Genomic DNA, 23827 nt, shown 5'->3' with positions numbered 1-23827 from the left:
GAAGCAGTGAATCAGGTTTGCGGTGTAGCAAATTAATAAACATAGTGATTAACGAAAGCGGTCACAATCTGGAGAGGAGAGGTACCAATGAAAGCCTATCAGCGCGAGTTTATCGAGTTTGCGCTTAACAAGCAGGTGTTGAAGTTCGGTGAATTTACCCTGAAGTCTGGGCGGATTAGCCCCTATTTCTTTAATGCAGGATTGTTTAATACCGGGCTTGATCTGGCAAAACTCGGGCGCTTTTATGCTGCGGCATTAATGGATTGTGGCGTGGAATTCGATCTCTTATTTGGGCCAGCCTATAAAGGTATTCCTATTGCCACCACCACCGCGGTTGCATTGGCAGAGCACCATGAGCGAGATGTGCCTTACTGCTTTAATCGCAAAGAAGCGAAAGATCACGGTGAAGGCGGCAGCCTGGTAGGAAGCCCGTTACAAGGCCGAGTTATGCTGGTGGATGATGTGATAACCGCAGGTACTGCCATCCGTGAATCAATGGAGATTATCAATGCACAGGGCGCGACGCTGGCTGGTGTGATGATTTCATTAGACCGTCAGGAACGTGGCCGTGGTGAGATATCTGCGATTCAGGAAGTGGAGCGTGATTATCACTGCAAAGTGATTGCGATTGTGACACTTAATGATGTGATCAGTTATCTGGAAGAGAAACCAGAAATGGCCGATCATTTGGCAGCAATACGCCACTACCGCGAACAGTACGGCGTTTAAGATTTCCTAAATCAATAATACAAAAAAGGGCCATTTGGCCCTTTTTATATAATTTTAAGCTCAACTTAAATTGAGTTTATTGCAATTGAGCCACAATCAGAGGCCAACGAGCATCAAATTCTTGCGTCGGCCGGTAGCGAAACTCCGAACGAACAAAACGTGAGAGCATCCCTTCACAAAACGCCAGTAGCTGTGTTGCCAGTAGGGTTTCATCATGAATAAAACCTTGCCCATCGCGCAGTTTTTTCTCACGCAGAACCTGACGTAGCTGTACTTCAATTCGCTCAAACAACTGGTTAATGCGCCCTTGCAAGCGGTCTTGCTCGAACATCAATGCATGCCCGGTCATGATGCGAGTCAGACCTGGATTGCGTTCTGCAAACCCCAATACCAGTAGCAGGATCAACCGGAGGCGATTAAATGTCTCTTTTTCATCTTGCAGAATCAAATTGATGCGGGACATCAGACTGTCTTCAATAAACTCGATCAGGCTATCAAACATCCGCGTTTTACTGGGGAAATGACGATAAAGCGCTGCTTCCGAAACCCCCACATTTGCGGCGAGTTTGGCGGTAGTAATGCGTTGGCTGCCGTCGCTGGATTCCAGCATTTGCGCTAAAGCCTGCAAAATTTCCTCGCGCCTGTTCCTTTTCGTATTTTCTTTTTCTGCCATGTCCGAGTAGACCCTTGCTAAAAATGACTTAATAACAAAAACCCAAATACCGGCCGCACTAAGGTCAGGCCCCGGCGGCTTATGTGATAGCTTTTTTACGGTATTGAGGTCTAGGGTAGGTTATTGGCGTCCAGAATGACCAAAACCACCGGTACCACGTTCACTAAGATCAAAATCTTCAACCAGATTGAATTCTGCTTGTACAACAGGAACAAACACCATTTGTGCGATGCGCTCGCCAGGCTCAATAGTGAAAGGCTGTTGACCACGGTTCCAGACGGACACCATTAACTGACCTTGATAATCAGAATCAATCAGCCCGACCAGATTACCTAATACCACACCGTGTTTATGCCCGAGCCCTGAACGCGGCAAAATAACAGCAGCCAGTGAGCTATCGCCGATATGTATTGCCAAGCCTGTCGGTAACAATGTTGTTTGCCCTGGCAGTAAATCCACGGCTTCACTTAGACAGGCACGTAAATCCAGGCCGGCTGAGCCTTCTGTGGCATAAGTTGGTAAGGGAAATTCATTGCCAACCCGTGGGTCCAGAATTTTAATGTCGATTTTTTTCATCATAACGGCTGACAATCTCGTCTATTAAACGCTGACTGAGGAGGTGCTTATCGCTGAGCGGTAAACGTTTCTCGCCAGTCGGCCAAAAAAGGTGCAAGGCATTAGTATCACTGTTAAAACCATGCTCTGCGAGCGATACATCATTAGCGCAAATAAGGTCCAGATTCTTCCGCGCCAGTTTTTGTCGCGCGTATTCTTCCACATTCTGGGTTTCGGCAGCAAATCCAACAACAAATGGACGTTTTTTAGTCATCGAAGCGACCCCAGCGACAATATCTGGATTTTTCACCAACTTAAGAGTGATTTCATCGCCCTGTTTTTTTATTTTCTCGTCAGAAACCTGCTCGGCGCGGTAATCCGCTACCGCAGCACAAGAAATAAAAATATTCTGCTGGGCTGCTAAGTTCTGGACGGTTTGCTGCATTTCTAGCGCGCTGACAACATCAATACGATTCACTCCCGCTGGAGTGGCGAGCGTCACTGGCCCGGCAACCAGAGTAACTTTTGCCCCTCTGGCAGCAGCTGCCTGAGCGATGGCGAAGCCCATCTTGCCTGAACTTTGATTGCTGATAAAGCGCACTGGATCAAGTGCCTCACGCGTCGGCCCGGCGGTAATCATGACACTCAAATGTTGCAAGTCTTGTTTTGCAGAAAAATGATCATGCGCCAGCGCGACAATCTCTAGTGGGTCTAGCATTCTACCTGGGCCAACATCGCCACAAGCCTGACTGCCGCTGTCTGGCCCCCATAACAGCATGCCACGACTGGCGAGCGTCTGTAGGTTTGCCTGAGTAGCCGCTGCACGGTACATCTGTTGATTCATCGCGGGCACGGCCGCAACAGGAGCTGCGGTTGCCAGACAAACGGTAGTCAGTAAATCATTGGCCATGCCAGCAGCGACTCTGGCCAGTAAATCAGCGGTAGCCGGAGCCATAATGACTAAATCTGCCCATTTACCCAGTTCAATATGGCCCATTGCGGCTTCTGCTGCTGGGTCGAGTAAATCATCAGAGACGGGGTAGCCCGAGACTGCCTGCAACGTGAGTGGCGTAATGAACGCTTTTGCCGCGTGGGTCATCACCACGCGTACCTCTGCGCCTCTGTCGCGCAAGCGGCGTACCAGCTCAGGAGATTTATACGCGGCGATACCCCCGCTAATCCCGAGCACAATCTTTTTACCAGAAAGATGTTTGCCGGAGAGTCCCGTCATCATGATTGTCCGAATGAGAGCCGTAAGAGGCGATATTTTAGCATAATCATTGAGTAGATTAGCTATCAGGACGTTCCCTGATGCCAGCAATCGTCAATTTTGCGAGACGTTACGCATGCAACTCACGACAACTTAGTCGCGAGGAAAGTCTTGTGGCATGCTGCCCACGGGGTTTAGGAATAACGGGGACAAGGGATGGAAGAGTGGTATGGGCAGGTTGCCCCAAGGGAAAAATTACTTAAATATGGTGCTGCGGTACTGACAGATGCCGAGTTGCTCGCTATTTTTCTGCGCACAGGTATTCCGGGAATGCATGTCATGCAGATGGCTGAGTATTTGATTGAAGAGTTCGGTTCACTTTATGGGCTGATATCTGCGGATTATCAGGCATTATGTGGCAAAAAAGGGATTGGTGTTTCGAAATATAGCCAGATTCAGGCTATTGCAGAACTGGCTGGCCGCTGTTTTTCATCCCACTTGATGCAGGAAAGTGTTCTGCAAAATCCTGAGATAACCCAAAAGTTTCTACAAAATATTCTTTCCCATCGCGAACGAGAAATTTTTTTAGTGATGTTTTTGGATAACCAGCATCGTGTTATTCGCCATGAGGAGATGTTTACTGGTACCATCAGTAGCGTTGAGATTCATCCGAGGGAAATTGTGCGTGAAGCGCTTAAGGTTAATGCCGCCGCGCTGATTCTAGCGCATAATCACCCTTCGGGTAAGGCTGAACCGAGCCAAGCCGACCGTTTGATGACTACGCAGGTGATAAAAGCCTGTTCATTATTGGATATTCGTGTGCTCGATCATTTAGTGGTTGGCCGGGGTGAATGTGTCTCATTTGCTGAACGGGGATGGCTTTAGAGCAATAATAATTGATCCTTTCTGGATCTTTAGCTGTTCGGGACTTGAGCACTTACGCTTCAGAGCGTATACTACGCCACCTTTGAGAATCTTGGGTTTGGCGTGAAGAGCCTATCTCAGCAGGTTTATAGCCTGGTGACAGGGGTTTCTGACCTGATGACAGTGAGTCTTCTCAGTGAATTTGCTGAGATGGGCTCTAAAGCCTGACGAGGCGGCCAAATCCTATACGAAGCTCGAGCTGATTTGATTTTTGGAGAATAGACATGTCCCGAGTCTGCCAAGTTACTGGCAAGCGCCCGGTGAGCGGTAACAACCGTTCCCACGCAATGAACGCGACCAAACGCCGTTTTCTGCCGAACCTTCACTCTCACCGTTTTTGGGTTGAGGGCGAGAAGCGCTTTGTAACTCTGCGTGTATCTGCTAAAGGTATGCGTGTTATTGATAAGAAGGGTATCGAAACGGTCTTGGCCGAAATTCGCGCCCGCGGTGAGAAGTATTAAGGAACTGAATCATGGCTAAAGGTGTTCGCGAGAAGATCAAGCTGGTTTCTTCTGCTGGTACTGGTCACTTCTATACCACTACGAAGAACAAGCGTACTAAGCCGGAAAAATTGGAATTGAAGAAATTCGATCCAGTTGTCCGTCAACACGTGATCTACAAAGAAGCTAAAATTAAATAATTTTAATTTTAGCGGATTAAGAAAACCCGGCTTCGGCCGGGTTTTTTATTATATAAAGTCCAGTGAGATACGTTTAGGGAGGTTATATGCCTGAATTACCAGAAGTTGAAACCAGCCGACGCGGGATCGAACCTTATCTTGTCGGTCAAACTATCCTTTACGCCGTGGTTAGAAATGCCCGTTTACGCTGGCCGGTTTCCGATGAAATCCTCGCACTCAGTGATCAACTGGTGTTAAGTGTCCAACGCAGAGCTAAATATTTACTGATAGAACTGAAAACCGGCTGGATTATCGTGCATCTGGGGATGTCAGGTAGCCTGCGCATTTTGCCAGAAGAAACCGAAGCCGAAAAACACGATCACGTCGATTTGGTTATCAGTAATGGCAAAATACTGCGTTATACCGATCCGCGCCGCTTTGGTGCCTGGTTATGGGCAAAAGACCTTGAAACAAGCAATGTATTAGCCCATTTAGGGCCAGAACCCTTGAGTGATGAATTTACCTCTGAATATCTGTTTGAAAAGTCACGCAATAAACGCACTGTAGTTAAACAGTGGCTAATGGATAACAAGATAGTAGTTGGGGTTGGCAACATCTATGCCAGTGAGTCGCTATTCACGGCGGGTATTCTGCCGGAACGCGCAGCCGGTTCATTAACCAAAACCGAGATAACAGAGCTGGTGGCAACAATCAAAGCTGTGCTATTGCACTCTATTGAGCAGGGTGGCACCACATTGCGCGATTTTTTACAGTCAGATGGTAAACCGGGTTATTTCGCGCAAGAATTACAGGTATACGGGCGGGCAGGAGAGCTATGTCGACGCTGTGGCAATGTGATTGAAATTGCAAAACATGGGCAGCGCAGCACCTTTTTTTGCCGCCACTGCCAGCATTAATTCTATTTAGCCAGTTTTGACATCAGTGCTTTGGTGACCGGAGCAGGAAGAAATGGCGTGATGTCGCCACCGTGGCGCGCTACTTCTTTCACCAGAGAGGAAGAGATAAACGACCATTTTTCTGATGGCATCAGGAAGACACTTTCCAGTTTTGGCATTAGGTGACGATTCATATTTGCCAGTTGCCATTCATACTCGAAATCAGAGACCGAGCGCAAACCTCGCACTAAAATATTCGCATTATGCTTTTTGGCAAACTCAGCCATCAACTCACTGAATCCCAAGACTTCCACATTTTTCAGTGGTGCTGTGACTTGCTTTGCCAATGCTACCCGCTCAGCCAGTGTAAACATCGGTTTTTTGCTGGAGCTATCTGCAATCGCCAGTATCACATGGCTAAACATTTCTGAAGCGCGGGTGACCAAGTCCAAATGCCCATTGGTAATAGGATCAAAGGTCCCCGGATAGATGGCTTTAGTGGTCATGAATTCTCACTTTTCTGATATTGGTGGCTCAGTGCCCACAGAGCCGCATATTTATTAAAGGTATATTGCGCGTTGACTACCGCCAGCAATAGCCCTTGTTTACCATCAAGGAAGCCAGCACGGAATAGCCATGTCTTACAGAATGCTCCGAGAGTATGGCTGATAATCGCAAAATAACTGCAACTTTTACCTTGCTGATAGCGCTGATTGGCCCAAGCCTGAGCATAGCTGAGTTGTTTTCGTTGAAAGGCAAAAAAGTCACGACAGGTCAGATGCAATAAATCACCCGCGAGTGGGATAACTTTTGCAGAACCGCTATCAAGTGATTCATGAACTAAATCATCGTTGTAACAGTACCGCTCACGTGGATATAGTCGAGTGACTCTATCGGGATACCAGCCGCTATGACGCATAAAACGGCCTAAAAACAGGTTCCGCCGTGCACAGCTATAAACCGCACCTTCTTCTGGTGCCAATAACACAGTTTCGATCGCACTTTTAAGCTCTGGCGTTACGCGCTCATCAGCATCCAGCATCAAAATATAATCGCCAGTGGCATATTGCTGGGCTAATTGCCGCTGCTTACCGTAACCGGGCCATTCTGTATTGCTGTAAACTTTCGCGCCATATTGTTCGGCCAGTGCGACGGTTTCATCTTCACTTCCTGAATCCAATACCACTATTTCATCAGCCCAGGTAACTGACGCCAAACAATCCGCCAGCAGTGAGGCTTCATTTTTAACAATCATCACCACCGACAGGCGTTTTTTGGCACTCATTTAGTGGCTCCGTTGTGGTAGATAAGGCTCCAGCAAGTGTAATAACCGTTGCAGCGCGCCCTGGTTTTCATGCAATACATCAACCGCATGGCGACCATAATAGAGGCGACAATCTTCATCCGTGAGTAGCAGGGTGATTTCTTTCACCAGCGACAGGGTATCGGTTACCGTAATCAACCCTTCGGCTTGTTCCAGCTTGGCGCAGATATCCTTAAAGTTGAATGTATGTGGCCCCATCAACACTGGGATGGCATGCGCCGCCGCTTCCAGTGGATTATGACCGCCGCGCTCAACCAGGCTGCCGCCAACAAAAGCTAAATCAGCAATACCGTATAGCAGCATCAGCTCGCCCATAGTATCGCCGATCACCACTTGTGTGCTGCTTGAAGGCACTTCGCCTTTGCTACGTAATGTGTAACTCAGCCCTGCTTTTTGTGTTAATTCAATCGCTTTCGGGAAGCGTTCTGGGTGGCGTGGCACCAGAATAAGCAGCAATGTCGGGAACTGCTGCAATAATTGGCGATGGGCTTCCAGCAAGATAGTTTCTTCGCCGTCGTGGGTACTGGTTGCTATCCAAACCGGTCTATGTGGTGCCCACTGGCGGCGTAATGTGACGGCTCTGGCGGCTAATTCAGGTGTTACAGAGATATCGAACTTCAGGCTACCGGTAACCGTCAGTTGTGAACGCTTTAGGCCCAACTCAATAAAGCGGTCGCCATCTTCTTGATTTTGCGCGGCAATCAGTGTGATCCGTTGCAGCATGTTACGGATAAAGCTACCGATCTTTTTGTAACCAGCGGCGGAACGGGCAGAAAGGCGCGCATTGGCAATCACTAAAGGTATTTTGCGACGGTGTAGTGCATTAATGAGGTTTGGCCACAATTCAGTTTCCATGATGATGACTAACTTGGGATTCACCTGATCAAGAAAACGGTTTACGGAGCCTGGAAGGTCATAAGGCAGATAAACGTGGTGAACATCGTTGCCAAATGCGGACTGGACACGCTCAGAACCCGTTGGTGTCATGGTGGTCACGGTAATGGGCAATGACGGGTAGCGATGGCGTAATGCTCTGACTAATGGGATAGCAGCCAGTGTTTCACCAACTGAAACTGAATGCAGCATGATACCGCCAGCAACAACTTTACCAGCACAAAAACCATAACGTTCCCCCCAGCGCTTGCGGTAAGCGGGGGCTTTACGGCTACGTAACAGCAATCGCAGCCAAATCAGAGGTTGAATAAGGTAGAGTAGTACCTGATATAAACGCAGCAACATTCTATCAATTTCATTTATATGGATTATTAAGAATAATACCATATTTGAACAAGAAAGGCTCTTTTCCACTGGGGCTGGCCGATAACCAGAGCAGGCTCAGGATATTCATAAAAAAGAATATAAAATTTCAACAAATGGCGGGGATAAAATTGAATTTTCTTGTTTAAAAGTGAGAATAATTTTCATTATCTACATAAAACAATAATTGTGTAGCTGTAGATATCTTCAGCTTATTCAATGGTGATATTTTTAGCTGGTAATTGTTTGTTATTTAGCGGTTTATCTCGCGTTCATAAAATTTAAGTTTTATCGGAATTGTATTGAGTAATTAATTAAACATGTAGAGAAAATCATGAGGTGTTATTAGCAAAAAGTGAGTTAATAGACTCGCTTAATAACTGATTTAACAGATTAGCGCTGCTTAACTATTTGAGTGTCGAGATCAATCGGCTTAGATAATTATCAGAGCCGATTGTTATTACACAGTAAATGTTTACTAAGGGATTTTACGAGCAGTCATAATCCGACTAGAAATAATAATCGCTTATGAAATCAACGTATCCAATCGCGCCATAATGGTTTCAGCGGTAATGGTATCCATGCTTTTTTGCTCGGAAATCACCGCAATCTGATTTTTCCCGTAGCCGCCAATCAAACCAGGATCCGTTGGGCCGAACAGGGTAATGTTGGGGCGATCCAGTGCGGCGGTCAGATGGCTAAGACCGGTATCAACGGAAACTACCGCTTTTGCACCTGCCAGAACCTCTGCCACCTGTTGGAGACTGAGCTTAGGCAATACCTCGACATGAGGGAAATGCTCTGCCAGCCGCAAAGCGCGCTGATACTCATGTTCCGCACCCCAGGGTAATTTAATTTTTAAACCCGTCGGCGCAACCAGCTCAATCAGTTTCCGCCAGTGGCTCTCAGGCCAGTGTTTACTGTCGCGAGTGGTGGCATGCAGGAAGACCAGATACTGGCCAGCATCGTTGGGCAACTCGTTTAAAAAGCGCTGCGCAATAGCATAATCGCCGACACTTTCTGGTTTGTCATAGCCAAGGCTTTTGGCAAACAGTTGGCGTATGCGCTCAACGGCATGTTGTTTAGTATCAATCTCATGGCGGCAGTTATAAAACCAACTGGCAAAGGGTTCGCGGGCACTTTTGCAATCTGGACCATGCCGAACCCCTTTGGCGATGCGGGTGATCAGTGCGGCACTCTTAATCAACCCCTGAGCATCAATCACCACATCATAACTGCGCTGCTGCACAACACGTTTAAAATCACAGCGCTCTTGCCGGGTATCACTACCAAACCAATTTTTACGCCAACGGCGGATAGCCACTGGGATCACTTTATCTACAGCAGGATGCCAACCGGGAATTTGGCTGAAACCCTCTTCTACCACCCAATCAAAGTGAATGCCGGGAATGGCATTCATGGCATCAGTCAACGCAGGTAATGTATGTAAAACATCGCCCATTGATGAGGTTTTAACGATCAATACATGCATTAATCGCCCTCTTTCACAGAGCTGGTTTGTGCTGAGAGTTGCTTCTCAAGGGCAGCCATCACTTGTTCTGGCTGAATATCAATCAAGCTCTGATGATAACCCTGCGCGCTGTCGCCTTTACGCACTTTGTGATAGCCGGTAATCAGGCGAATAACCGTGGCTTTGTCAGACAGCGGGGGGGTGAAATCCGGGCTGCTTGGGCCATATAAAGCCACTAATGGCTTATTTAATGCTGCTGCTACATGCATCAAACCTGAGTCATTACTGACCACGGCGTTGCAGGCAGCAATCATTACCACGGCTTGATCCAATGATGTTTGGCCTGCAAAATTGAGGCAATATTCGCGAGCACTTTCATCCAGCGCCTGACGGATTTCTTCACCAGCTTCATTATCTTTGGCTGAGCCTAACAAGATGACTTGGTAACCGGAATCAATCAGTTTCTGGGCCAACGCGGCATAGTGATAATGTGGCCAGCGTTTTGCCGGGCCGAACTCTGCGCCAGGGCAGAAACCAATAATTGGGCGATTATCTGTCAGGTTGAATGACGCAGTAATTTCTGCAATTTCTTCATCCTGAACCTGCAATTGTGGCCATAGCAAAGGCTGAGGTAAATCATCGGCTGAGTGAATGCGCTCTTTATCGTAGGCCAATGCGACATAGCGCTGAACCATCATCGGGAACGCTTGTTTATCCAGAATGCGCATGTCATTGAGCAAGAAGTAGCGCATCTCGCCACGCCAGCCAGTGCGCTGTTTAATCCCTGAAAAATAAGGTATCAGGGCAGATTTAAACGAGTTTGGTAACACGTAAGCGCGATCATAGCCTGTTTCACGCAAGGCCAACCCTAAGCGGCGACGCTCCTCAAAAGCAAAAACCCCATGACCTAACGGCATCGGGACGGCATGGCGAACTTCCGGCATTCTGGCCAAAAGCGGACGGCACCACGCGGGTGCCATCACATCAATATCTGCTGCCGGATATTCGGCCTTCAGGGTGCGGTAAAGACTTTGCGACATCATCATATCGCCAACCCAAGAAGGGCCGATGACCAGTATTTTCATACCGTTTATCAATTCCTTGCAGCAAGTTATTTAGACTGAGCGATTGAGCCAGGTCAGGTATTCTTTGACGCCTTCGGCGACGGTTTTGAACGGCTTATCGTAACCGGCAGCACGCAAATTAGTGAGATCAGCTTGCGTGTATGCCTGATAGCGGCCTTTCAGTTTTTCAGGGAATTCAATGTATTCCACTGGCCCGCTTTGGTGGAAATCCACCACCGCATCGGCAACCGCCTGGAAAGATTCCGCACGACCAGTACCACAGTTGAAAATACCGGATACACCGTTTTGCCAGAACCACAGATTCACGTCAGCAACATCGCCAACATAAATGAAGTCGCGTTTGAAGTTTTCACTGCCGGAGAACAATTTAGGATTTTCGCCGGCATTGATCTGGTTGTTCAGATGGAAAGCAACGCTCGCCATGCTGCCTTTATGGCCTTCGCGTGGGCCATAAACATTGAAGTAACGGAACCCACAAATCTGTGAATCAGCTTGTGGCAGAATTTCGCGCACATATTGATCGAACAGGAATTTGGAGTAGCCATAAACATTAAGTGGTTGTTCGTACTGACGATCTTCAATGAAATTATCAGTACGGCCGCCGTAGGTGGCAGCGGAAGAGGCATACAGGAATGGAATTCCGCGATCGAGACAGAAATGCAGGATATCTTTAGAATACTGATAGTTGTTATCCATCATGTACTTGCCATCCCACTCAGTGGTGGAAGAACAGGCACCCTCGTGGAAAATCGCGTCGATATCACCCATATCATCACCAGCAACAATGCTGGCAACAAAATCTTCTTTATCCATGTAATCAGCGATATCCAGATCAACCAGATTGACGAATTTGGTGCCGTCTTTCAGGTTATCCACGACCAGAATATCTTTATAACCGATATTATTCAGTGCCTTAACGATGTTACTGCCAATAAAACCGGCGCCGCCAGTGACGATAATCATCAGGTTCACCCTTGCTAATCTTCTTGGTCGGGCACAATGCCCCACACTCTATTTGCCGTTATCATAACATTTCATAGGATAGCGCACAGCCGGAAGGGGCTAATCTCTCTGTTTCTATGCGGCTTTCGGAATGTTCACCGTGATATGTGCTGCATTTTTTATAATATAAGACAAGGTTTCTCGTCAGTTCACCTGTCAGGCAGTAAAATGTAGGGTGAAAAAGCCCATTCTGGAGATAACCGCATGTCCCTGCCTTATTGTAGACAGTCCTTTTATAAGCAATTAGAAGAACAACTCGAAACGACCCGTGCTGAAGGGCTGTATAAAAATGAGCGGATCATCACTTCCGCTCAGCAAGCAGATATTGCTGTGGCGGATGGCCGTAGTGTCATTAATTTCTGCGCCAACAACTATTTGGGTTTGGCAAACCATCCTCGCCTGATCGCAGCGGCCAAAAAAGGCATGGATACTCATGGCTTTGGTATGGCCTCGGTACGGTTTATCTGTGGTACTCAAGATACCCATAAAGAGTTGGAACAGAAGCTGGCCACTTTCCTGGGAATGGAAGACGCCATTCTTTATTCATCTTGTTTTGATGCTAACGGCGGTTTGTTTGAAACTCTGCTGGGGCCAGAGGATGCCATTATTTCTGATGCGCTGAATCATGCTTCAATCATCGATGGAGTACGGCTATGTAAAGCCAAGCGTTACCGCTATGCCAATAATGATATGAGCGAATTGAAAGCGCAGCTGGAACAAGCCAAAGCAGATGGTGCACATCATATTATGATTGCTACTGACGGCGTATTTTCCATGGATGGCGTGATTGCTAACCTGAAAGGTGTCTGCGACCTGGCTGATCAATATGGGGCATTAGTGATGGTCGATGACTCCCATGCCGTTGGTTTCGTTGGCGCGAATGGCCGTGGTACTCATGAATACTGCGAGGTGATGGATCGCGTTGATATCATCACTGGCACCTTGGGTAAAGCACTGGGCGGCGCATCAGGTGGTTATACTGCTGGCCGCAAAGAAGTGGTTGAGTGGTTGCGCCAGCGTTCACGACCTTATTTGTTCTCAAATTCATTGGCTCCAGCAATAGTAGCGGCTTCTATTGAAGTGTTATCGCTATTGGAAGACGGTGCTGAACTGCGTGATCGCTTATGGTCGAATGCACGTTTATTCCGCGAGAAAATGAGTGCCGCCGGGTTCACCTTAGCTGGTGCTGATCACGCCATTATTCCCGTCATGCTCGGTGATGCGACACTGGCGCAAGAATTTGCCAATGCATTGCTGAAAGAAGGCATTTACGTTACCGGTTTCTTCTATCCGGTGGTGCCGAAAGGTCAGGCGCGGATCCGCACCCAGATGTCGGCAGACCATACGCCAGAGCAGGTTGAGCGGGCTGTTGAAGCCTTCATCCGTATTGGCAAACAGCTTAACGTTATTGCGTAAGGGATTTTGATGAAAGCACTATCCAAACTAAAAGCAGAAGAAGGTATTTGGATGACCGACGTGGCGCAGCCGGAGCTGGGCCACAACGACATCATGATCAAAATTCGCAAAACCGCTATTTGCGGCACTGATGTGCATATTTATAACTGGGATGAATGGTCACAAAAAACTATTCCTGTTCCGATGGTCGTCGGCCATGAATATGTCGGTGAAGTTGTGGCTATCGGTCAGGAAGTTAAAGGTTTTAATATTGGTGACCGGGTGTCTGGCGAAGGTCATATCACCTGTGGGCATTGCCGTAACTGTCGCGGCGGTCGTACCCATCTTTGCCGCAATACCGTGGGTGTCGGCGTAAATCGTCCTGGTTCTTTTGCAGAATATCTGGTGATTCCGGCCTTTAATGCCTTCAAAATCCCTGACAATATTTCTGATGAACTTGCGGCCATTTTTGATCCCTTCGGTAATGCGGTACATACCGCGTTATCCTTTGATTTAGTTGGGGAAGACGTGCTGGTTTCCGGCGCAGGCCCGATTGGTATTATGGCTGCTGCGGTGTGTAAGCATGTCGGCGCTCGCCATGTTGTCATTACAGATGTGAATGAATATCGTCTGGATCTGGCGCGGAAAATGGGTGTGACTCGTGCGGTTAACGTCAGTAAAGAAAATCTGAATGATGTGATGGCCGAACTGGGGATGACTGAAGGGTTTGATGTCGGTTTGGAAATGTCCGGTGCGCCGCCAGCATTCCGTGCATTGCTTAATTCAATGAATCACGGTGGCCGTATTGCGATGCTGGGGATACCGCCATCTGATATGTCTATCGATTGGAATCAGGTGATATTCAAGGGGCTGTTTATCAAAGGGATTTATGGTCGTGAGATGTTCGAAACCTGGTACAAAATGGCCGCATTGATTCAATCTGGTTTGGATTTAACTCCGATTATCACCCATCGTTTCTCCATCGATGAATTCCAGCAAGGCTTTGACGCCATGCGTTCGGGTAAGTCAGGTAAGGTAATATTAAACTGGGATTGATCAGACAGCGGACAAACCCCAACGACTCGATCTTGCAAGGTGAGGACAGGTAGAAGAGTAAAGCGTCCGCGCCACGGATGGCGCGGCTCAAGCCCCCAGGGAAGGGTTTACGGCGTCTTTACGATCTGCCTGTTTTCACCGATACGGGCACTTTATCATTAACCTCGGCCATCAGATGACGATGGCTTCGTTTTTATTAAGCAAATTACGGATTTTTAGCTTTGGACTTATCCGCTTTAGGTTTATCAATCGGTACCGCTGGCGGGAAATATTGCTGCCAATGTTTCTGCACAAATGTCACCGCCGGGCTTTGCATCAAGCTCTCACCTAAAACAATAAACATCTTATCGGCGTAGATTTTCTCTGGAGCATAGCCAGCTTTTGCGTTGCATTGCTTGATAGCTTTCAGGCGCTGGCCTTTGGCCGGATCACGTGGTTTTGATTTACCCGGTGAAACAGTGCCGCTGCCACTATTAATGTGTTCAGTAATATTGTGTACTGGTTCATTCAGCAGAGCGCTAGCTTTGACCAAAACAATATCCGCAGGTAATTGAGGCAACATCTGTTGCAGCACTTTAATGGTGGCCGGATGCGGGTGCCCAATCGCAATAGCCGAGCCATTACGGCGCGCCAGTTCTACTGCGCGGTTAAATTGTTGGCGAATCGCAGCTTCATTTTGTGAGTCATCCAAAAAGACTTTGCGCTTAATCACTTTGACGCCAGTGCCTTCGGCCGCGCGGCTGGCTTGGCTATTGCCTATGGTCACACTGTCGAGGAAATAGAGTTGATAGTGTTCCAGTACCTGCATGACTTTCTGCATGCCCGGCAAGCTGGAGGTCATGGCACTGCCCATGTGGTTATTCATACCGGTGGCGTAAGGAACGTTATTCACCGCCTGGCGAATGATACGTTGGATCTCTTCGCTACTCATTGATGGCTGTAATGTATCGCGCTCCAGCGGTTGCTTGCTCAGCGGCGCCATCGGCAGGTGGATCAGGATTTCCCGCCCTTGATTATGGGCTTTGACAGCCATCTCTTTGGCATAGGGAGCATTAGGTAAGATAGCCACTGAAATAGGCAGCGGCATCTGTAACACCTTGTTTTCGTTCTGCGGGCGATAACCAAAGTCATCAATAACGATGGAAAGTTTACCCGCCAGTGTGGTGTTCGCGATGAGTAGGGTGCTTACGATGATTAACCGGTGTGTATTGAAATAGCGCAATAGGTGTTCCCTAATGTTGTTCTCTATCTTCCTAACCAAGGTTGTGGGTTAACAGCTTGTCCCTGACGGCGAATTTCGAAATAGAGTGATGGTTCACCTTGACCGCCACTGGTACCAACCAGTGCTATCGGCTGGCCTGCTTTCACCTGAGCGCCAACATTGACCAACGCGCTTTGGTTATAGCCATATAAACTCATATCACCTTTGCCGTGCTCAACCACCACGACCAGGCCATAACCTTGCAACCAGTCCGCCAGTAGCACCCGGCCATCCGCAATCGCTTTGACTTCGCTACCTTCTGGCGCGGAAATGACCATCCCTTTCCAGCGGAGTTCACCTTGCAAGGCTTCGCCGAAGCGATGGGTTACGTTACCCCGAACAGGCCAGACGGCTTGACCACCTGGACGCCCCAGGCCACCCGTTCGCGCCATTAATGAGCGCTCACTTTCACTAGGTTTGTAGCTGGAACCGGTTTTCTTGGCTTGTTGCTCTTTGGCTTTAACTTGTTCGCGCACGCGAGCCGCTTCTTTCGCTTCCCGCTCTGCACGGGCTTTGGCTTCACGTTCGGCTTTGGCGATTTGATCGCGCAAACGTGATTCGTTCAGTTTTAGCTCCGCCAGACCTTGTTGATCTTTTTCCAGCGAGGCCTCCAACGACGTGAGGGTTTGTTTGCGCGCAGTTCGAGCTTCTTCCAGCTTTTGCTGCTGAGCTTTCTGCTCATCCAATAAAACTTTTTGCTGGTTTTTCTTTTGCTCCAGCGTTTTTTTCTCAACAGATAAGTCGGTGCGAGTTTGTTTCAACTCCTCAATGGATTTTTGTCGGGCTTCATTGAGATAACTGAAATAGGCCAAAATACGCTCACTGCGCTGGCTCTCTTCACCACTTAAAATGAGTTGTAAACCGCTGTGCTGGCCTTGTTTAAAGGCTGCATCAAGTTGTTTCGACAGCAGATTTTGTTGCTGGGACTGCTGTTTTTGCAGCTTGCCAATCGAGGCGGTGAGGCTGGATATTTCTTTATCCAGTTCCGTCAACGTACTTTGAGTTTCGCGCAAGCTGCGACTGGCCTGAGCAATGGTATTTTCTTGTTTTTTCAATTGGTCGAGCAAGGCACTGCGTTGCTGCTTTTGTTGCTGGACACTTTTTTCCTTTTCAGCGATATCTTGCTGAATAGTTTTTAACTGGGTTTTGTTATCTGCCGTTTTTGCAGCAGGGGCATCAGCAGCATGGCTGGATAGTGGCAACAGCAATACGCCAGCGCAAAAAACGCCGGCGTACAGTGCTGACCACGGACGACGCATCAACTTATTCGGCAATACAGACAACTGTTCTGTATTACCGATGATGGTATCTTCCGTAACCATTGATATAGCAAATGACGCCTTTTCCTTCATAACGAAGGATTATTCCACGATGAACAGCGGCTTACCAGTCATCTCTTGCGGGATTTCCATTTCCACCAGTGACAGCATGGTTGGTGCGATATCAGAAAGTTTGCCACCTTCGACCGCTTTAACTGCTTTATTGCCGACATAAATCAGCGGAACAGGCAAGCTGGTATGGGCGGTGTGCGCCTGACCGGTCGCCGGGTCACGCATCTGCTCAGCGTTGCCGTGGTCTGCGGTAATCAACAATTGACCATCCACTGCTTTCACGGCAGCAACTACTTGTTCAATGCAATTATCCAGAGTTTCTACTGCTTTTACTGCGGCATCATAATCACCGGTATGGCCGACCATATCGCCATTTGGGTAGTTACAAATGATCACATCATATTTACCGCTGGCAATAGCCCCGACCAATTTCTCAGTCAGTTCTGCGGAGCTCATTTCTGGTTGCAGGTCATAGGTTGCCACTTTCGGTGAGTTAATCAGAATGCGATCTTCGCCTTTGAATGGCTCTTCAACGCCGCCGTTATAGAAGAAAGTGACGTGGGCATATTTTTCAGTTTCAGAAATGCGCAACTGTGTTTTGTCATGCTTCATCAGCCACTCACCGAAGGTATTCTCCAGTGAAGCTGGCGGATAAGCACAGGCAACTTTAATATCGGCCGCATACTCAGTTAGCATCACGAAATCACCGAAGTTAACCACTTTATCGCGTTTGAAGCCGTCAAAGTCGGCATTCACAAAGGTGCGGGTGATTTGGCGGGCGCGGTCAGCACGGAAGTTCATGAAAATCAACGCATCACCATCGTTCATGGCCGCGTCGGGTTCGCCTGCGTCCTGAATAACGGTTGGTTTGACGAATTCATCATTTTCATTACGTGCGTAAGCGGCTTGCAGGCCGGCAACCGCGTTATCTGCGGTGAACTCGCCTTTTGCCTGAGTCAGCAAGTCGTAGGCCAGCTGTACACGATCCCAGCGGTTATCGCGATCCATGGCATAGTAGCGACCAATGATAGAGGCAATGCGGCCTTTGCCCAGCGCTGCAAATTTTTCAGTGAATCGTTTCAGTGAAGGCTCAGCACTGCGCGGTGGGGTGTCACGTCCATCAAGGAAGGCATGCAGATAAATTGCTGTGGCACCACGTTTGGCCGCCAGTTCAACCATCGCCAGAATATGGTCTTCATGACTATGTACACCACCGGCAGATAGCAGTCCCATGATATGAACCGCTTTGCCAGCTTTAACTGCTTTATCCACGGCGGCAGTCAGGGTTGGATTAGTGAAAAAATCACCGTCTTTGATTTCTTTATCGAGGCGGGTCAAATCCTGGTAAACAATACGACCAGCACCCAGATTGACATGACCCACTTCAGAGTTACCCATTTGCCCATCTGGCAAACCAACATCCAGACCTGAAGCGGCAATCAAGGTATGAGGCTGTTGCTGCCATAAACGGTCCATAACCGGTGTTTTAGCATTCAGAATGGCATTATCTTGCTGTTCTTCGCGGTGGCCATAGCCATCCAAAATTGTCAGAACCAGCGGTTTTTTAGTGCTCGACATTGCATAACCTCTTTCTTATTAGAAAGGCGGTAATTTACTACAAAACCGGTTAAAAATAGCCCAAAGAGATCAACATTGGTGTGGGGTTTTGCGTAAAAATCATCAAAGGGACGACAAAACTTCCCGAGATTGCTCGCAGTTTCTGCAATAGCACTTGCATATTGGCTGTATTTGCCGCAACGCGCAGGTATACTCTGTGACCTTGAATATTATCCCCTAACTAACGGGAGTTTTTACCCCCATGTTGCAAGAAATTATGCAATTCATTAGCCAGCATCCGGTGTTGAGCTTGGCTTGGGTGGCGTTGTTCGTCGCCGTCATTTTCACCAGTTTTAAAACAACGCTGTCAAAAGTTAAAGAGATTACTCGTGGTGAAGCGACGCGTCTGATTAATAAAGAAGATGCGGTAGTGGTTGATATCCGCACTCGTGATGATTACCGCAAGGGTCATATCGCCAGCTCAATTAATTTGCTGCCAAGTGATATTAAAAACGGCAATCTGGCGGAGTTGGAAAAGCATAAAGCACAGCCTATCATTGTAGTTTGTGCCACAGGGACAACCTCCCGTGCTTCTGCTGAGCTGCTGAATAAAGCTGGTTTTGAGCGGGTGTTTACCTTGAAAGAAGGTATCTCCGGCTGGAGTGGCGAGAATCTGCCACTGGCGCGCGGCAAGTAATATTTGTATTCGCTATATCAATAGATTGTAACTTTAACTGAGGTGTACCATGGCGAAAATTGAGATTTATACCAAAGCAACCTGCCCATTCTGTCATCGTGCTAAAGCGCTACTGAACAGCAAAGGTGCCGCTTTTCATGAAATCGCAATTGATAACGACCCAGCCAAACGTGAAGAGATGATTGCTCGCAGCGGGCGGACGACGGTACCTCAGGTATTTATTGATGGGCAGCATATCGGCGGCTGTGATGATTTACACGCCCTGGATGCGCGCGGTGGGCTTGACCCGCTGCTTTAACTCGTCAGTGGGCCCCATTAATGTAATGGAAAGAGCCCACGGCGAAAGTGCTGTTTAATAAGGACGTCTAACTTTAGGGTATCTATACACATGTCAGAACAAAACAACACCGAGATGGCTTTCCAGATCCAACGTATCTACACCAAAGATATCTCTTTCGAAGCACCAAATGCTCCGCAGGTTTTCCAGCAGGATTGGCAGCCAGAAGTTAAACTTGATCTTGATACTGCTTCCAGTCAGCTGGCTGAAGATGTGTATGAAGTGGTACTGCGTGTGACTGTTACCGCCTCTTTGGGCGAAGAAACGGCATTCCTGTGTGAAGTACAGCAGGGCGGCATCTTCTCCATCGCAGGTATCGACGGTACCCAACTGGCGCATTGCTTAGGTGCATACTGCCCGAACATTCTGTTCCCGTATGCACGTGAATGCATCACCAGTCTGGTTTCTCGCGGTACTTTCCCACAGCTGAATCTGGCACCGGTTAACTTTGATGCCCTGTTCATGAACTATCTGCAACAGCAGGCTGAAGGCGAAGGTGCTGAACAACGTCAGGATGCCTGATGAACACCACCCATGCTTCAATGACTGTCATCGGTGCCGGATCTTACGGCACCGCATTAGCCATTACGCTGGCGCGTAATGGCTATCAAGTTGTGTTATGGGGTCACGACCCTAAACATATTCAAACCCTGCAACAAGATCGTTGTAACCAGGCTTTCCTGCCCGATGTCCCTTTCCCCGACACCTTGTTATTGGAAACTGACCTGGCACGTGCGCTGGCTGCCAGTCGTGATGTGCTGGTGGTTGTGCCGAGCCATGTCTTCGGGGCGGTATTAAATCAGCTCAAACCCCACTTGCGGCCAGATGCACGTATTGTTTGGGCTACCAAAGGGCTTGAGGCCGAAACCGGTCGCTTGCTGGCTGATGTCGCGCGGGAAGTGCTGGGAGAAAGCATCCCGTTGGCTGTGGTTTCCGGGCCGACCTTTGCCAAAGAGCTGGCCGCCGGTTTACCTACAGCAATTGCACTGGCATCGACTGATGTGCAGTTTAGTGAAGACCTGCAACAGCTGTTGCACTGTGGTAAAAGTTTCCGCGTTTACAGCAATCCTGACTTTATCGGGGTGCAACTGGGTGGCGCGGTTAAAAACGTGATTGCGATTGGTGCCGGGATGTCCGACGGCATTGGTTTTGGTGCCAATGCGCGCACCGCTTTGATAACCCGTGGTTTGGCGGAAATGACGCGTCTTGGCTCTGCATTAGGCGCTGATCCCTCCACCTTTATGGGCATGGCAGGGCTAGGTGATTTGGTGCTAACCTGCACAGATAACCAATCCCGTAACCGTCGGTTTGGCATCATGCTTGGTCAGGGATTAGGCGTACAAGAGGCGCAGGATAAAATTGGTCAAGTGGTTGAAGGTTACCGCAATACCAAGGAAGTTCTGGCGCTGGCTCAGCGTAATGGCGTAGAGATGCCAATCACTGAACAAATTTATCAGGTGCTGTACAGCCACAAAAATGCGCGTGAAGCGGCACTGACCTTATTGGGTCGGACCAAAAAAGATGAGAAAAGCGGCATTTAGCTGTTCAGCTGAAATAAAATAATAAAGACATACCCGAAATCCTTGTTGTTTCAAGATCTTAGGGTATCAGTCACTTCGGTCGTTCCCCGAAGTGGCTTGTTTATGGGCAGGAGTAGGCAATGTCGTCAGAAGAGTTAGAGCTGGTTTGGAGTAGCATTAAATCAGAAGCGAGAGCACTGGCCGAGTGTGAACCCATGCTGGCAAGTTTTTTTCATGCGACATTATTGAAGCATGAGAATTTAGGCAGCGCACTGAGCTATATTCTGGCGAATAAATTGGCAAATCCTATCATGCCCGCGATTGCCATCCGCGAGGTGGTTGAAGATGCCTATCGTGCCGATGCACAGATGATTGTCTCTGCTGCCCGCGATATTTTGGCGGTACGTTTGCGCGATCCGGCGGTTGATAAATACTCCACGCCATTGCTGTATCTGAAAGGTTTCCATGCCTTACAGGCTTACCGCATCGGCCACTGGTTATGGGCGCAGGATCGTAAAGCACTGGCAATTTACCTGCAAAATCAAGTTTCTGTCGCTTTTGGTGTGGACATCCATCCAGCGGCAACCATTGGTTGCGGCATCATGCTAGACCACGCCACCGGTATTGTGATTGGTGAAACCGCCGTGGTCGAGAATGATGTTTCTATTCTGCAATCCGTCACTTTGGGTGGTACCGGTAAAACCAGTGGCGACCGTCATCCGAAGATCCGTGAAGGTGTGATGATTGGCGCGGGTGCAAAAATTTTGGGAAATATCGAAGTCGGCCGTGGTGCCAAAATTGGTGCGGGGTCAGTGGTATTGCAGGCTGTACCTCCCCATACGACAGCCGCCGGTGTGCCAGCTCGCATTGTCGGTAAACCAGAGAGTGATAAACCATCATTGGATATGGATCAGCATTTCAATGGGGTTAGCCACGGGTTTGAGTACGGCGACGGCATCTAATCTTATCCTTCGTACTTAAAGCTGTAGCTGTGTTAGCCGCACTTACTCACCCGAATCACTGACTTGAGTCAGCTCATCGGGATGAGTTCGTTTGCTGCCTTGCTACAACTCCAATTACTTTGGATAGACACCTTTCTATTGAGTTGCCAGCCGACCGCCGACATATTTTGGTCAAAAAAACTACTCTTTCAGTAACGCACCCGGATAGCCTAATTGCCGCCAGGCTTCGTACACCACTACAGATACAGCATTTGACAGGTTCATGCTGCGGCTGGCGGCCAGCATTGGAATTCTGATTTTTTGTTGAGCAGGTAATGCATCCAGAACATTGGGCGGTAAGCCGCGGGTTTCCGGGCCAAACAGCAGATAATCATTCACCTGATAATTTACCGCGCTGTGGGCCGGTGTTCCTTTGGTCGTCAGGGCAAATAAGCGAGCCGGATTTGTGCCAGCAGATTGTGCGCCGTCGAGGTTTTCACTGTCTAAAAAGGCTTGATAGTCATGGTGGTGCTTAATATTAGCAAACTCATGATAATCAAGACCCGCGCGGCGTAAGCGTTTGTCATCCCAGGTGAAACCTAAAGGTTTAATCAGATGGAGCTGGCAGCCAGTATTCGCACATAACCGGATAATATTGCCGGTATTCGGCGGGATTTCGGGTTCAAATAAAACGATATTAAGCATATGTCCCCCAATAATGAGGGGCGTAGGGTACCAGAAACCCTCTTCCAGTGCAGCGGTTGCCTATTCTTGATGGAAGCCGTAAAACAAAAATTTGAAAGCAAGGAGCGGAGTGTGCCAACCGTGGTGCTTTTATAAGCTGATCACCATAGTCAGTATCAATGGGGTATTCATCATGACATCAGTTAGGGGAATTATAGACAATGCACTGGACCCACGTTGGGTTGCCATTGTTAACCGTGATAAAACCGCCGATGGTCAGTTTGTTTATGCGGTGAAAACCACCGGTGTATATTGCCGGCCCTCATGCTCGTCCCGTCAGGCTAAAGTAGAACACATTGAATTCTATACTGATAATGATGCGGCAGAACTTGCTGGTTATCGGCCCTGTAAACGTTGCCGGCCCACTCAGTTATCCCAAGCGCAACAGCACGCAGAGAAAATCAGCCAGGCATGTCGATTAATTGAGCAAGCCGAAACGCCCTTTACACTTGATGCATTGGCGGCTGAATTGAATCTCAGTGCTTTTCATTTCCACCGGTTATTTAAATCTATTACCGGGCTAACTCCCAAGGCGTATGCCACCGCGACCCGCAATGCGCGCATTCGCCAGCAATTGGCGGGGCAAGGCTCAGTAACTGATGCAATTTTTGAAGCAGGTTATAACTCTAATGGTCGTTTTTACGAGCAATCTAATCAGTTATTGGGCATGACGCCGACCCGCTACCGCCAGGGTGGCCGCGATACTGCGCTGCGTTTTGCTGTTGGGGAAAGTTCTCTCGGCGCAATCCTGATGGCGAAAAGTGAACTGGGGATATGCGCTATTTTGTTAGGTGACGACCCGGCCCTGTTGGTGCAGCAATTGCAGGATAAGTTTCCTCAGGCGGAGTTGATCGGTGGGGATGCTGAGTTTGAGCAATGGTTCGCGCAGGTGGTGGGGTTAGTCGAGGCTCCGCAGCTTGGGCTGGATTTGCCACTGGATATTCGTGGCACGGCATTCCAACAGCGGGTTTGGCAAGCATTGCGAGAAATACCGGCCGGAGATACTGCCAGCTATGCTGATATCGCCGCTAAAATTGGCGCACCGAAAGCGGTACGAGCGGTCGCAGGTGCTTGTGCTGCCAACATGTTAGCTGTTGCCATTCCTTGTCACCGGGTCATTCGCCAGGATGGCGCATTGTCAGGTTATCGCTGGGGGATTGAGCGCAAGAAGCGGTTGCTGGAAAAAGAGCAGCAGGAAGCGGGAACCAGGGATCAGCCCGATCCGGCATGATCGGGTTGTCGA

26 protein-coding genes are annotated in these 23827 nt (G+C 48.5%); 13 read left to right on the top strand and 13 right to left on the bottom strand.

What is annotated here, in order from left to right; all coding sequences use genetic code 11:
• Positions 1-87: 87 nt before the first annotated feature.
• Positions 88-729: an orotate phosphoribosyltransferase gene (gene pyrE / locus HU019_RS09200; RefSeq protein ID WP_174848444.1), complete on the top strand. Its 642-nt coding sequence runs from the start codon at positions 88-90 to the stop codon at positions 727-729.
• Positions 730-805: 76 nt separating this feature from the next.
• Here the strand turns inward: pyrE and slmA are convergent, their stop codons facing one another.
• The 3 genes from slmA to coaBC form a co-directional block, all read right to left on the bottom strand.
• The gene (gene slmA / locus HU019_RS09195) at positions 806-1402 is read right to left on the bottom strand and encodes a nucleoid occlusion factor SlmA (protein ID WP_174848445.1); all 597 of its coding nucleotides are present in this window, start codon (positions 1400-1402) and stop codon (positions 806-808) included.
• Positions 1403-1522: 120 nt separating this feature from the next.
• Positions 1523-1981: a dUTP diphosphatase gene (gene dut, locus HU019_RS09190; RefSeq protein ID WP_005164750.1), complete on the bottom strand. Its 459-nt coding sequence runs from the start codon at positions 1979-1981 to the stop codon at positions 1523-1525.
• Positions 1959-3191 (bottom strand): bifunctional phosphopantothenoylcysteine decarboxylase/phosphopantothenate--cysteine ligase CoaBC, encoded by a 1233-nt coding sequence (gene coaBC, locus HU019_RS09185; protein ID WP_174848446.1) that lies wholly within the window; start codon positions 3189-3191, stop codon positions 1959-1961. Before coaBC ends, dut begins: the two co-directional genes overlap by 23 nt.
• A 192-nt stretch (positions 3192-3383) precedes the next feature.
• On the opposite strand from coaBC, the gene radC reads away from it, so the two are divergent.
• The 4 genes from radC to mutM all read left to right on the top strand — a co-directional run bounded on the left by radC (position 3384) and on the right by mutM (position 5627).
• Entirely contained in the window at positions 3384-4052 is a 669-nt protein-coding gene (gene radC / locus HU019_RS09180) for a RadC family protein (protein WP_174848447.1), read from the top strand.
• Positions 4053-4315: 263 nt separating this feature from the next.
• The gene (rpmB, locus tag HU019_RS09175) at positions 4316-4552 is read left to right on the top strand and encodes a 50S ribosomal protein L28 (RefSeq protein ID WP_005164747.1); all 237 of its coding nucleotides are present in this window, start codon (positions 4316-4318) and stop codon (positions 4550-4552) included.
• Between the two features lie 11 nt (positions 4553-4563).
• The gene (rpmG, locus tag HU019_RS09170; RefSeq protein WP_004392084.1) at positions 4564-4731 is read left to right on the top strand and encodes a 50S ribosomal protein L33; all 168 of its coding nucleotides are present in this window, start codon (positions 4564-4566) and stop codon (positions 4729-4731) included.
• 86 nt (positions 4732-4817) lie between these two features.
• The gene (gene mutM / locus HU019_RS09165; RefSeq protein WP_174848448.1) at positions 4818-5627 is read left to right on the top strand and encodes a bifunctional DNA-formamidopyrimidine glycosylase/DNA-(apurinic or apyrimidinic site) lyase; all 810 of its coding nucleotides are present in this window, start codon (positions 4818-4820) and stop codon (positions 5625-5627) included.
• A gap of 2 nt (positions 5628-5629) precedes the next feature.
• Here mutM and coaD read toward each other — a convergent pair whose 3' ends face one another.
• The 6 genes from coaD to rfaD form a co-directional block, all read right to left on the bottom strand.
• Positions 5630-6112, bottom strand: coding sequence for a pantetheine-phosphate adenylyltransferase (gene coaD, locus HU019_RS09160; protein WP_174848449.1), 483 nt, complete (start codon positions 6110-6112; stop codon positions 5630-5632).
• Positions 6109-6891: a glycosyltransferase family 2 protein gene (locus tag HU019_RS09155; RefSeq protein WP_174848450.1), complete on the bottom strand. Its 783-nt coding sequence runs from the start codon at positions 6889-6891 to the stop codon at positions 6109-6111. The genes coaD and HU019_RS09155 overlap by 4 nt, the downstream gene beginning before the upstream one ends.
• Positions 6892-8169, bottom strand: coding sequence for a lipid IV(A) 3-deoxy-D-manno-octulosonic acid transferase (gene waaA / locus HU019_RS09150; protein ID WP_407083986.1), 1278 nt, complete (start codon positions 8167-8169; stop codon positions 6892-6894).
• 544 nt (positions 8170-8713) lie between these two features.
• The gene (rfaC, locus tag HU019_RS09145) at positions 8714-9679 is read right to left on the bottom strand and encodes a lipopolysaccharide heptosyltransferase RfaC (RefSeq protein ID WP_174848451.1); all 966 of its coding nucleotides are present in this window, start codon (positions 9677-9679) and stop codon (positions 8714-8716) included.
• Positions 9679-10743, bottom strand: coding sequence for an ADP-heptose--LPS heptosyltransferase RfaF (rfaF, locus tag HU019_RS09140; protein WP_174848452.1), 1065 nt, complete (start codon positions 10741-10743; stop codon positions 9679-9681). Before rfaF ends, rfaC begins: the two co-directional genes overlap by 1 nt.
• Before the next feature lie 30 nt (positions 10744-10773).
• Complete coding sequence (gene rfaD / locus HU019_RS09135; protein ID WP_011815275.1) at positions 10774-11706, bottom strand: ADP-glyceromanno-heptose 6-epimerase; 933 nt, start codon at positions 11704-11706, stop codon at positions 10774-10776.
• 243 nt (positions 11707-11949) lie between these two features.
• Between rfaD and kbl the strand changes: the two genes are divergently transcribed.
• Together kbl and tdh are read left to right on the top strand one after the other, a co-directional pair.
• Positions 11950-13161, top strand: coding sequence for a glycine C-acetyltransferase (gene kbl / locus HU019_RS09130; RefSeq protein ID WP_174848453.1), 1212 nt, complete (start codon positions 11950-11952; stop codon positions 13159-13161).
• Positions 13162-13170: 9 nt separating this feature from the next.
• Positions 13171-14196: an L-threonine 3-dehydrogenase gene (gene tdh, locus HU019_RS09125; protein ID WP_174848454.1), complete on the top strand. Its 1026-nt coding sequence runs from the start codon at positions 13171-13173 to the stop codon at positions 14194-14196.
• A gap of 205 nt (positions 14197-14401) precedes the next feature.
• Here the strand turns inward: tdh and HU019_RS09120 are convergent, their stop codons facing one another.
• The 3 genes from HU019_RS09120 to gpmM are packed head-to-tail and all read right to left on the bottom strand — an operon-like array spanning position 14402 to position 18366.
• On the bottom strand, positions 14402-15418 hold the full coding sequence (locus HU019_RS09120; protein WP_174848455.1) for a divergent polysaccharide deacetylase family protein: 1017 nt from the start codon (positions 15416-15418) through the stop codon (positions 14402-14404).
• 23 nt (positions 15419-15441) lie between these two features.
• A complete protein-coding gene (gene envC / locus HU019_RS09115) occupies positions 15442-16809 on the bottom strand; it encodes a murein hydrolase activator EnvC (RefSeq protein WP_174848456.1) in 1368 nt (455 codons plus the stop codon).
• Between the two features lie 9 nt (positions 16810-16818).
• A complete protein-coding gene (gene gpmM, locus HU019_RS09110; RefSeq protein WP_174848457.1) occupies positions 16819-18366 on the bottom strand; it encodes a 2,3-bisphosphoglycerate-independent phosphoglycerate mutase in 1548 nt (515 codons plus the stop codon).
• Between the two features lie 241 nt (positions 18367-18607).
• On the opposite strand from gpmM, the gene HU019_RS09105 reads away from it, so the two are divergent.
• From HU019_RS09105 to cysE, 5 genes are all read left to right on the top strand, one after another.
• Positions 18608-19042, top strand: coding sequence for a rhodanese-like domain-containing protein (locus HU019_RS09105; protein ID WP_005180986.1), 435 nt, complete (start codon positions 18608-18610; stop codon positions 19040-19042).
• A gap of 49 nt (positions 19043-19091) precedes the next feature.
• Positions 19092-19340, top strand: a complete 249-nt coding sequence (gene grxC / locus HU019_RS09100) for a glutaredoxin 3 (protein WP_005164717.1) — start codon at positions 19092-19094, stop codon at positions 19338-19340.
• A 90-nt stretch (positions 19341-19430) separates the two neighbouring features.
• Positions 19431-19901: a protein-export chaperone SecB gene (secB, locus tag HU019_RS09095; RefSeq protein WP_005164715.1), complete on the top strand. Its 471-nt coding sequence runs from the start codon at positions 19431-19433 to the stop codon at positions 19899-19901.
• On the top strand, positions 19901-20920 hold the full coding sequence (gene gpsA / locus HU019_RS09090; protein WP_174848458.1) for an NAD(P)H-dependent glycerol-3-phosphate dehydrogenase: 1020 nt from the start codon (positions 19901-19903) through the stop codon (positions 20918-20920). The genes secB and gpsA overlap by 1 nt, the downstream gene beginning before the upstream one ends.
• Before the next feature lie 119 nt (positions 20921-21039).
• Entirely contained in the window at positions 21040-21861 is an 822-nt protein-coding gene (gene cysE, locus HU019_RS09085; protein WP_011815280.1) for a serine O-acetyltransferase, read from the top strand.
• 180 nt (positions 21862-22041) lie between these two features.
• Here the strand turns inward: cysE and trmL are convergent, their stop codons facing one another.
• The gene (gene trmL / locus HU019_RS09080; RefSeq protein WP_019080299.1) at positions 22042-22545 is read right to left on the bottom strand and encodes a tRNA (uridine(34)/cytosine(34)/5-carboxymethylaminomethyluridine(34)-2'-O)-methyltransferase TrmL; all 504 of its coding nucleotides are present in this window, start codon (positions 22543-22545) and stop codon (positions 22042-22044) included.
• A gap of 193 nt (positions 22546-22738) precedes the next feature.
• On the opposite strand from trmL, the gene ada reads away from it, so the two are divergent.
• Entirely contained in the window at positions 22739-23815 is a 1077-nt protein-coding gene (gene ada / locus HU019_RS09075; RefSeq protein WP_174848480.1) for a bifunctional DNA-binding transcriptional regulator/O6-methylguanine-DNA methyltransferase Ada, read from the top strand.
• Positions 23816-23827 lie beyond the last annotated feature (12 nt).

Source organism: Yersinia artesiana (assembly GCF_902726545.1).
GTDB classification, from domain to species: domain Bacteria; phylum Pseudomonadota; class Gammaproteobacteria; order Enterobacterales; family Enterobacteriaceae; genus Yersinia; species Yersinia artesiana.
Note: the sequence above shows the minus strand (reverse complement) of the source record. Positions and strands in the feature narration are given on the sequence as shown.